The organism is Sphingomonas sp. P4_G3 (genome assembly GCF_056401105.1).
On sequence record NZ_JBFUJZ010000016.1, the window covers coordinates 24,772 to 34,953 of the forward strand.

Annotated in this window: 11 protein-coding genes; 3 read left to right on the forward strand and 8 right to left on the reverse strand. The window is 67.2% G+C overall.

Translation table 11 applies throughout. From position 1 onward, the window contains the following. Positions 1–32: 32 nt before the first annotated feature. From metW to AC1DQQ_RS21965, 4 genes are all read right to left on the reverse strand, one after another. Positions 33–620, reverse strand: a complete 588-nt coding sequence (gene metW, locus AC1DQQ_RS21950) for a methionine biosynthesis protein MetW (protein ID WP_478046781.1) — start codon at positions 618–620, stop codon at positions 33–35. Next, positions 617–1,051 carry a GNAT family N-acetyltransferase gene (locus AC1DQQ_RS21955; RefSeq protein ID WP_478046782.1) on the reverse strand — a complete coding sequence of 145 codons (435 nt, stop codon included), beginning with the start codon at positions 1,049–1,051 and terminating at the stop codon, positions 617–619. The genes metW and AC1DQQ_RS21955 overlap by 4 nt, the downstream gene beginning before the upstream one ends. Then, a complete protein-coding gene (gene metX / locus AC1DQQ_RS21960; protein WP_478046783.1) occupies positions 1,048–2,163 on the reverse strand; it encodes a homoserine O-acetyltransferase MetX in 1,116 nt (371 codons plus the stop codon). The genes AC1DQQ_RS21955 and metX overlap by 4 nt, the downstream gene beginning before the upstream one ends. Positions 2,164–2,465: 302 nt before the next feature. Continuing rightward, the gene (locus AC1DQQ_RS21965) at positions 2,466–4,034 is read right to left on the reverse strand and encodes a flavin monoamine oxidase family protein (protein WP_478046784.1); all 1,569 of its coding nucleotides are present in this window, start codon (positions 4,032–4,034) and stop codon (positions 2,466–2,468) included. Positions 4,035–4,112: 78 nt separating this feature from the next. On the opposite strand from AC1DQQ_RS21965, the gene hisC reads away from it, so the two are divergent. Both hisC and AC1DQQ_RS21975 read left to right on the forward strand, forming a co-directional pair. Then, positions 4,113–5,213, forward strand: coding sequence for a histidinol-phosphate transaminase (hisC, locus tag AC1DQQ_RS21970; protein WP_478046785.1), 1,101 nt, complete (start codon positions 4,113–4,115; stop codon positions 5,211–5,213). A 121-nt stretch (positions 5,214–5,334) separates the two neighbouring features. Next, positions 5,335–6,243, forward strand: a complete 909-nt coding sequence (locus tag AC1DQQ_RS21975) for a prephenate/arogenate dehydrogenase family protein (protein WP_478046786.1) — start codon at positions 5,335–5,337, stop codon at positions 6,241–6,243. A gap of 127 nt (positions 6,244–6,370) precedes the next feature. Here the strand turns inward: AC1DQQ_RS21975 and AC1DQQ_RS21980 are convergent, their stop codons facing one another. The 4 genes from AC1DQQ_RS21980 to ftsE are packed head-to-tail and all read right to left on the reverse strand — an operon-like array spanning position 6,371 to position 9,210. Then, the gene (locus AC1DQQ_RS21980; RefSeq protein ID WP_478046787.1) at positions 6,371–7,066 is read right to left on the reverse strand and encodes a lysophospholipid acyltransferase family protein; all 696 of its coding nucleotides are present in this window, start codon (positions 7,064–7,066) and stop codon (positions 6,371–6,373) included. Positions 7,067–7,076: 10 nt separating this feature from the next. Next, the gene (locus tag AC1DQQ_RS21985; RefSeq protein ID WP_478046788.1) at positions 7,077–7,613 is read right to left on the reverse strand and encodes a YdcF family protein; all 537 of its coding nucleotides are present in this window, start codon (positions 7,611–7,613) and stop codon (positions 7,077–7,079) included. Then, positions 7,610–8,503 carry a cell division protein FtsX gene (locus AC1DQQ_RS21990; RefSeq protein WP_478046789.1) on the reverse strand — a complete coding sequence of 298 codons (894 nt, stop codon included), beginning with the start codon at positions 8,501–8,503 and terminating at the stop codon, positions 7,610–7,612. Before AC1DQQ_RS21990 ends, AC1DQQ_RS21985 begins: the two co-directional genes overlap by 4 nt. Beyond that, positions 8,500–9,210: a cell division ATP-binding protein FtsE gene (ftsE, locus tag AC1DQQ_RS21995; protein ID WP_478032797.1), complete on the reverse strand. Its 711-nt coding sequence runs from the start codon at positions 9,208–9,210 to the stop codon at positions 8,500–8,502. Before ftsE ends, AC1DQQ_RS21990 begins: the two co-directional genes overlap by 4 nt. A gap of 164 nt (positions 9,211–9,374) precedes the next feature. On the opposite strand from ftsE, the gene AC1DQQ_RS22000 reads away from it, so the two are divergent. Then, the gene (locus tag AC1DQQ_RS22000) at positions 9,375–10,100 is read left to right on the forward strand and encodes a zinc-ribbon domain-containing protein (protein ID WP_478046790.1); all 726 of its coding nucleotides are present in this window, start codon (positions 9,375–9,377) and stop codon (positions 10,098–10,100) included. The last annotated feature ends 82 nt before the right edge of the window (positions 10,101–10,182 follow it).

Genomic DNA, 10,182 nt, shown 5'->3' on the forward strand with positions numbered 1-10,182 from the left:
GCAGGAGCACGGGTTCGATCCGGCAACCGCCGCTACCTTTTCAGCAAGAACACCGCATGCTCGGCGAGCAGGTTCGCCATCGTGGCACTCGTGCGCTGATCGCCTGACAGGAACCACGCGCCCTCGACGGTGATGCCGCGCTCATTCAATAGCGCGCGGAAATCGTCGATCGTGACGTGGTGGATGTTAGGCGTCGCATACCAGGCGACCGGCAGCAGCCGCGTCACCGGCATCCGTCCGCCCCAAAGGAGCGACGCGCGTACCCGCCAATGCGCGAAATTGGGGAAGGACACGAAAGCGTGCCGCCCGATCCGCAGTAGATGTTCGAGCACGACATCGGGCGCGCGCGTCGTCTGCAGGGTCTGGCTGAGGATGGCGTAATCGAAACTGTCGTCGGGATAATCGGCAAGGTCGGTATCGGCATCGCCCTGCACCACCGACAGGCCGCGCGCGACGGCGCTCGCGACGTCGCCCGCATCGAGCTCGAGCCCGCGCGCATCGACCTGCTTCTCGTCGCGCAACGCCGCCATCAGCTCGCCATCGCCGCAGCCGATATCGAGCACGCGGCTGCCCGGCGCGACATTGGCGGCGATCACCGCGAGGTCGGGACGCAGACTCATTCCGGCGTCGCCCGCAACGCATCGGCGAACCCCGGCGCCAGCCGCTCCATATAGCGGCTCGGCCGGATCAAGGCGTGGAAGCCCAGCGCTTCGTACACGCCATGCGCATCGGCGGTGACCAGCGCCATTCGCCGGATGCCGGCAAAGTCGGGATGATCGACGAACCACTTGACCATCGCGCGCGCCACGCCCTGCCCGCGCGCGCGTTCGTCGACCCAGACATCGGCCAGCCAGGCGAAGGTCGCGTGATCGGTGATCATCCGCGCATAGCCGACCTGCTCACCCTGACTGTAGGCGCCGAGGCAATGCGACCCGGCGATCGCGCGTTCGACCAGCGCGCGCTCGATCCCGGGCGACCAATAGCTCGACGCGAGCCATGCATGCACCCGCGCCACGTCGAGCCGCGCCTTGTCGTCGGAAAGTTCGATCACAATGCCGCCCTCAGGAAGCCATCGACCACGCGGTTGAGTTCGGGCGCGTCGAGCAAAAAGGCGTCGTGCCCGAACGGGCTGCTCAACTCGACGAAGCTCACCGCCGCGCCCGCCGCGTTGAGCGCGTGGACGATCGCACGCGATTCGGGAGTAGGATAAAGCCAGTCGGTATCGAAGCTGACCAAGGCGAACCGCGTCCGGCTCCCCTTGAAGGCATTGGCGAGCAGGCCGCCATGCTCCTCGGCCAGGTCGAAATAGTCCATCGCCCGGGTGATATAGAGATAGGAATTGGCATCGAACCGGTCGGTGAAGCTCAACCCCTGGTGGCGCAGATAGCTCTCCACCTGAAAATCGGCGTCGAAACCGAACGACTTGGCCTCGCGCGCCTGCAGCCGCCGGCCGAACTTCTCGGTCAGCCCGGCTTCGGACAGATAGGTGATGTGCGCCGCCATCCGCGCGACCGCGAGCCCCGCCGCGGGCGGATCGCCTTCGCCATAATAATCGCCACCGCGCCAATTGGGGTCGGCCATGATCGCCTGGCGGCCGACTTCGTGAAACGCGATATTCTGCGCGGTGTGGCGCGCGGTCGAGGCGATCACCACGGCCTTGGTCACGCGCTCGGGGAAGGTCGCCGCCCAGCTCAATGCCTGCATCCCGCCCATCGACCCGCCGACCAGGGTGACCGTGCCGACGCCGAGATGGTCGAGCAACATCGCCTGCGCGCGAACCATGTCGCGAATCGTGATGACCGGAAAGCTCATCGCCGCGGGACACCCGGTCGCGAGATTGATCGTCGCGGGCCCCGACGAGCCCATGCAGCTGCCGAGCACATTGGCGCAGACGATGAAGTGCCGCGCCGGGTCGATCGGCTTGCCGGGCCCGACCATCCGCGTCCACCAGCCCGGCTTGCCGGTGATCGGATGGTCGCTCGCGACATATTGGTCGCCGGTCAGCGCGTGGCAGATCAGGACCGCGTTCGTTCCGTCGGGCGCCAGCGTGCCATACGTCTCATAGGCGATATCGACCGGCGACAGCAGCACGCCCCCGTCGAGGCGGAGCGGCCCCGGCAAGGTCACGTGGCGCGACAGGCCGAAGCGCTGATCGTCGGTCATGGAGATGCGGTTAGTGGGAAATGGGCGCGTGTCCAAGTCTTACGGGCGCAAATCCTCCCCATCGCAGACGGGGAAGGGGACCAGCCCAAGGCTGGTGGAGGGGGAGATCCACCCGTCATCCCAGCGAAAGCTGGGATCTCAGGCAATATCGCGATACGGCTGGAGACCAGCATCGGGTCGGATCGTCCCCCGGACGATCCTTGAGCATGCGGGGCATGCTCAACCCGATGCTCTTTCGCTGGGGTGACGATCAGGCTTTCGCCCCAATAGCTCGTCACTCAGCAAAGCTGGGAAGGATGTAACTACCCCATCCGCCGCGCCGGTGCTCTTGCCGCGATCACCGATTGTGCCGCGAGCCGTCCGGTCTGCGCGCCGCCGTTCATATAGCCCGGATAGGCATCCGACAGATGCTCGCCCGCGAAATGCACCGGCCCCGCGCCCATCGGGGTCGAGGCGATGCCGTCGGTTTCAGTCCAGATCAAATCGGCGAACTTGGTCAGCTGCCCCGGGCGGAAATTGACGTACGCGCCCATCGAGAAGGGATCGAGATGCCAGTTGGTGCGGCGGACGGTCGCACCCGTTGCGGCGCCCATCCCCTTCACGCCGCTTTCGGCCAGCCGCGCAAGCTTGAGCGCCAGCGCGCCCGGATCGGCCTGGTCGGCGGCAAGCACTTCGTCGCCGCCGGTGAACCAGGTCCACACGCTACCCGGCCCCGCCGCCGGACGCACGCCGCCGTCCCAGCCGAGCGATGCGCCGGCATCGTGGTCGGTCTGCCAGATCTCACCGCCGCGCCCGATCGGCTTTTCCCATGGCCGCGTAGTGGTCACCGCCTGGACCTTGCCATTCCTGCCCAGCCCGACCTCGCCGATGAACTGGCGCCACAAGGGCGGCAGCGGCACGCCATAGGCAATCCGGCTCATGATCGAGGCGGGGGTGGTGACGATCACTGCCGACGCGTCGATCCTCTCGCCATTGGAGAAGACCACGCGCGCGCCGCTTGCCGAGGGATCGATCCGCACGGCGCGGCGGTAAGTGGTGATGCGGCTCGCCAGTCGCGCCGCCATAGCCTCGATCAAGGACGAACTGCCCCCCGCCATCAGATAGCGTTCGTCGCTGCGGGACAGCACGTCGATCCGGCGGCCGTCGATCGTCGGCAGGTTGAACACCAATTCGATCGCCGAGGCCTGGGCCGGCTCGCAGCCATATTCGGTGCGCGCGGTCGCTTCCATCAGGCGGCGCACCCAGGGCTCGGGGATCAGCCGGGCATATTTGTCGAGATAGGAGGTGAACGACATCCGATCGAGTTCGGCCGCGACCTTGGCGTAATTCTGGTCGAGCCGCACCGAATCGGCATCGATCTGGCCGGCGATGCCGCGCAGGCCGGCGACCAATTTGCCTTCCGGCACTTCACGCGCGCCGTCGAGGATCATGGCGCGATGCTGGCCGGCTTTGCGGTCGATCAACTGCACGCCGAATTCGCGGCAGAGCGCGTGCATGTCGGCATGGTCGGTATTGACCAATTGCCCGCCAATCTCGATCGACGGCACGCCTTTCGCCCTGGCGGTGTACATCCGCCCGCCGAGCCGGGTGCGCGCTTCGTAAAGCCGCGCATCGACCCCCGATTTGGTCAAATGCCACAAAGCGGTCAGCCCGGCGATGCCGCCGCCGATGATGACTACCGGCGCATTGCTCGCTGCCGCGCGGGCGGGACGGGGCAAAGCCGCGGTCGCCGCGGTCGCCGCCAGCGCGATCAGCACTTGCCGCCGCGTCTGCCCGTCACCGCCGGGCACGGGCGCCGCCGCCCCGCTCTCACGCAGAGTCTCCTGCCGCGCCGTCTCGAGCGCCTGCCAGAATGCCGTCGGTCCCCGCATCCGCCTTCCCCCTTGGATATAGTCCTTAACCGCTCAATCTTGCCAAGGCGACAGCCGCCTGCGCATAGGCCCATCATCATGAGCGCTCCTGAACCCAAGCCCTGGATCATGGCGATCGCGCCTTATATCCCCGGGCGATCGACCACCGATGACGGCCGCAAGGTCGCCAAGCTCTCGTCGAACGAGAACCCGTTGGGCACTTCGCCCAAGGCGCGTGAGGCGTTCCTGTCGGCAGCGAGCCGCCTCGAACGCTATCCCGATGCCAGCGGGACCGAATTGCGCGACGTGCTCGCCGACAAATACGCGCTCGATCCCGCGCGGATCATCTACGGCAACGGGTCGGACGAAATACTCCATCTCGCCGCCGGCGCCTTCGCCGGGCCGGGCGATGAAGTGATCTTCGTGCATTACGGTTTCGCCGTGTACGAAATCGCTGCGCGGCGCGTCGGCGCGGTGCCGGTGATCGCACCCGATCACGATTATGCCACCGATGTCGACGCGATCCTGGCCTGCGTCACCGAGCGCACCAGGATCGTCTACATTGCCAACCCCAACAATCCGACCGGCACCTACGCGACCAAGGAAGAGATCGCGCGGCTGCACGCGGGCCTGCGCCCCGACATCCTGCTCGTGCTCGACCACGCTTATGCCGAATATATCGAGGGCGATGCCGAGGATGGCGGGATGGCGCTGGCCGAGACCGCGCCCAACGTTCTCGTCACGCGCACCTTCTCCAAGATGTACGGGCTCGCCGCCGAGCGGATCGGCTGGGGCTATGCCTCGCCTGCGATCATCGAGGCGATGCACCGTATCCGCCTGCCTTTCTCGATCACCATCGCCGGCACCGCGGCGGCGATCGCGGCATTGGGCGACACCGATTTCGTCGAGCATACTCGGGCACACAATGCCAAATGGCGTGCCTGGTTCTCGCAGGAAATCGCCCAGCTCGGCAATGCCGGCCTGCGTGCGGTGCCGAGCCAGGCCAATTTCGTATTGGTGCTGTTCGAAGGCAAATTGACCGCCGAGGCCGCGTATAAGGGCCTGATGGACGCCGGCTATATCGTCCGCTGGCTACCGGGTCAGGGCCTGCCGCATGGTCTGCGCATCACCGTCGGCACTGAGGACGAGACGCGAGGCGTCGCTACGGCATTGCGCGCGATGGTCGAGAAGACCGGCTGATGCCACAGGTAAGACAGACCCTCACCCTTCCGGCGCTTCGCGCCTCCCTCCCTCTCCCGCATGCGGGAGAGGGAAGGGGCCCGCCGCCGAAGGCGGTGGGAAGGGTGAGGGTCTGATTGCCATGCTGCCTTTCTCCCGCGTCACCATCATCGGATTGGGCCTGATCGGCTCGTCGATCGCGCGCGCGATCAAGGCGGACATGCCGACCGTTCGCGTCACCGGGCACGATATGGATCCGCAGGTCCGCGAGACATCGCGTGCGCTCGATTTCTGCGACGATATCGCCGACACTGCTGGCGCCGCGGTGACCGATGCGGATCTGGTGATCTTCTGCGTGCCGGTCGGCGCGATGGCCGCGGCGGCGGAAGCGATTGCCGACGACCTTCCCGCCGATGCGATCGTCAGCGACGTCGGCTCGTCCAAGGGGACCGTGCTCGCGGCACTGAGCGCCGCGCTCCCCGGCGCGACCATCGTTCCCGCTCACCCCGTAGCGGGCACCGAGCGATCGGGCCCCGAGGCCGGCTTCGCGACCCTGTTCCACGGCCGCTGGTGCATCCTGACCCCGCCCGACGGCGCCGACCCCGCCGCGGTCGAGCGCGTCGCCGAATTCTGGCGGCGGCTGGGCGCCGAGATCGAGATGATGGACGCGCAGCACCATGACCGCGTGCTGGCGATCACCAGCCATTTGCCGCATTTGATCGCCTATACGATCGTCGGCACCGCGTCGGACATGGAAGAAGTCACCCGGTCCGAAGTGATCAAATATTCGGCCGGCGGTTTTCGCGACTTCACCCGTATCGCCGCGTCAGACCCGACGATGTGGCGCGACGTGTTCCTGAGCAATCGAGAAGCGGTGCTCGACATGCTGCAGCGCTTCACCGAGGATCTGACCTCGCTCCAGCGCGCGATCCGCTGGGGCAAGGGCGACGAATTGTTCGACCTGTTCACTCGCACTCGCGCGATCCGTCGTTCGATCATCGACCAGGGCCAGGACGATGCCGCGCCCGATTTCGGGCGGCAGCACGATTAGGCAAATCCTCCCCGTTTACGGGGAGGGGGACCACGCGACGTAGTCGCGTGGTGGAGGGGGGGCGCCGCGAGCGATTCCGATGCGGCCCGCCCCCTCCACCATCGCTATGCGATGGTCCCCCTCCCCGCTAGCGGGGAGGATTTTGGTCCAGCGCGTTGATTGCGTCGTGCACCCGTGCCTCGATCTCCGCTCGCGAGAGGCCCGGCGGGATCGCCTCGCCGAAGCGGAACGTCACCAGCCCGGCGCGCTTCAGCCCACCTTTGGGCCACAATTTCCCGACATCGGTCGCGATCGGCACGACCGGCAGGCCAAGCATCTTGTAGAGCCCGGCGAATCCCGATTTCAGCTCGGGCTGCTCGCCCGGTTTCACCCGCGTGCCTTCGGGAAAGATCATCACCGACCGCCCGCTCGCCCGCGCCGCCTCGGCCTCCCGCATCAATTGGCGCAGCGCCTTGGAGGATGCAGCGCGATCGACCAGGATCACGCCGTAGCGCCTCGTCGCCCAGCCCCAGATCGGGATGCGCGCGAATTCGCGCCGCATGATCGGTGCCGGCGCGCCGAGTTCGGCCACCAGCTCGAGCGGCTCCATCAGCGACTGGTGCTTGCCGGCATAGAAGACCTGGCCCGACGGCCGTGGCCCTTCGTAACGGACGCGGATGCCGAGCAGCCAGCGCACGCACCAGCGGTGGAATCGCATCCAGGCCAGGGCGTAAGCGATCAGCACGCGCTGCCCGAACAATGCCGAGAACGGCACCAGCAGCACGATCGGCAGCGACACGCCGTAAAAGACGATCGCGAACGCCACATTACGCAACAATGTCACCGGCTTGCGCTCATTGTCCGAACCCGAGCCACAAGGCGACGCGGCGCAACAGCAGCTTGTTATATTCGACCAGCAGCACGCCCAGTTCGGCATCGCCCTGCACGCCGTCATCGACCACCGTCACGTCGCTGGCCAGCGACGCATCGAGTTCCATCCGCGCGCGCGCCATATGCCAGTCCGAGGTGACCAGCCGCACCGATTTATAGCCGTGATCGCCCACCCATTTGGCGGTTTCCGCGCCGTTCGAGCGCGTGTCGACCGCCTCGTGTCCGAGGTCGACGCAGCACGCGAAGACGCCCAACGGGACGTTGTACTTGATCGACAAATCGATTGGCCGGACGCCGGGGGCGGCACCGCTGATCAACAGCCGCTTCGCCTGATGTGCGGCGATCAGCGCCAGTCCGCGATCGATCCGGCCGGGCGCCCCGGTCGGGACGACGATCGCGTCGGTCTTCATATCCTCGAGGGGCCGCGGCAGGGTCAGCGTGTAAAGGACGAAGCCGAGCAGATAGACCAATGCGACGATGGCGATCAGGCGGCGGATCATTGCACTTGCCTCAGCCGCCCGAGCACCGCGATCCGCGCGGCGAGCGTCGCCACTATCGCGAAGATCAACGGCAACAGCGCGATCAGCACCCAATCGCTCCGCGTCAGCACGCCGCCCGACAGCAATTGCGAGCCGAGGCCGGCCATCTGCCCGGTCACTGCCCAGATCGCCAGCATCGCCGCCAGCGTCCCGATCACGCCGCCGACCATGGTGTCGAGCGCGATTCGCCGCTGGAACAGCCGCGCGACCTGCACGTCGGTCGACCCCAGCATGTGGAGGATGGCGATGGTGTCGCGGTGCGTCTCCAGCCCCGCGCGCGCCGCGAGCAGCACCACCGCGGTGGTCGCCGCCGCCATCAGCAGGACCAGCACCGCCGCGGCATAGATCATCGTCCGCATGAAATCGGCGACCGGCGACAGCCAGCGCGACTGGCTGTCGACACGCGCGCTCGCCGCAGTGCCACGAACCGCCGCGGCGACGCGCGCCGCGGCCTCTTCGCTCGGTATGCTCAGCGTGACGTCGATCAGCGATGGCAGCGGCACATCGGCATCAGTCGAGGCATCCCCCAGCCAGGGGCGCAGCAATTCCGTCAATCGTGCCGGGTCGACCGGATCGGCCCGCGATACCGCCGGCATCCCGCGCAACGCCGCCAGCACAATCTGGGTATCGCGATCGCGCACCGCCGGATCGGCCGCGACGACCTGCACCGTCAGGCGCCCGGCAAGCTCGCGATCGAGTGCGCCCGCCGCGTTGATCGTGCCCAGCCCCAGCGCCGCCGCGAGCACGGTCAGGAACAGCATGATCGCCATGATCCAGGTCATCGCGCGCGTGCCGCGGCGGTCGTCGAGCACGCGGCGATCGGCGGCGGTCGAGAACATCGCCACGCTCATGCGGCGGGTGCCTTGGGCGGGTTGCGCAAGGCGCCGGTCGGATCGAGCAGCCGCCCGGCCTCGATCCGCATCATGTGCGCGTTCTGGATTCGCCCGAGCAAATGGAAATCGTGCGTCGCCACCACGACGGTGGTGCCTAACCGGTTGAGCGATTCGAACAGATGCAGCAGCCGCGCCGCCATGTCGGGATCGACGTTGCCGGTGGGCTCGTCGGCGACCAGGATTTCGGGCCGTCCGATCACCGCGCGCGCGATCGCGATCCGCTGCTGCTCGCCGCCCGACAGCGTCGGCGGCGGCGCATGGCTGCGTTCCGACAAGCCGACCCAGGCGAGCATCTCGCGCACCGGCGCCTCGACGTCGCTCTCGGGCACTCCCGACAGCCGCAGCGGCAAGGCGATATTGTCGAACGCCGACAGATGCGGGACCAGCCGGAAATCCTGGAACACGACGCCGATCCGCCGCCTGAAGCCCGGCAGGCGCTTGCGCGGCAAGGCGCCGGCATCCTCACCGAACAAGCGGATCACGCCATGGGAGGGGCGCTGGGCAAGGTAGATGAGCTTGAGCAGGGAGGTCTTGCCCGCCCCCGACTGGCCGGTCAGGAAATAGAACCCGCCCGAGGCAAGCGTGAAGTTGATCGCCGACAAGGTATCGACGTCGCTGGCGGGATAGCGCAGCCCCACATCCTCGAACTGCACGATATTCGCCATGCCGGCGTTTGCTACCCGCTTGTACGCTGCCCCGCCAGCGCCATCGCACGTAACCTGTTCCCGCTTCAAGCCGGGGCGTGCGTATCGGCAGGCTTGCCGCACTGTCCTTGCCCGCTTAGGGTTTGCGACGGGGGCATTTGTGTTGGCCCTTTGCGGACGCCGATATGATCCTCGAATGCAGCGAATGCCATACGCGCTATCTCGTCCCCGACACCGCGATCGGGCCCGAAGGTCGCACCGTGCGCTGCGCCAAATGCAAACATAGCTGGTTCCAGCAGCCCGAAACGCTCGACCTTTCGAGCGCTGCGGTGGTTGCCCCCGAGCCGGTGCCCGCGGTGCCCGCCGCTCCCCAGCCGATCGCGGCGCCCTCTCCTGCCGAGCCGACAGCCGGCGCCGATATCGCGCCGGACTATGACGCTTTCGCGCACGAGCCGCCGTTCCGGCCGCGCCGCAACCCCGCCCGCCTCTGGACGATCGCCGCGGTGACCGCCGGCATCGCGATGCTCGCCGCCGCCGTCGCCTTGCTGTTCCTCAACGTCCCCAGCGTCGCGACCTGGCTGGGCATGCCCGCGGGCGGGGGCCAGACGCCGCTGACCTTCGTCAACGTCAAGCAGCCCGACCGGCGCGATTTGCCGACCGGCAGCGAATTGTTCGCGGTCGGCGGCCAGATCCATAATCCGACCGCCGAGCGTCAACCGATCCCCGACATCCGGGTCGAATTGTACGACGCGCCCAAGGATGGCCGGATGGTCTATAGCTGGGTGATCAAGCCCGACCAGCCGACCATCGCACCGGGCGGCACGATCGACTTCTACAGCGGCAAGCTCGACGTCCCGGCCAATTCCAAGAACATGAAGCTGAGCTTTTCGAGTAGCGCGACCGGCGGCTGAGGGATTGTTTCAAAACTCGCGGTAGAGCGAGTTTTAAGACGGTGCCGGCCCGCTCCCCCACCCGGCCTCCCATAGAATACCC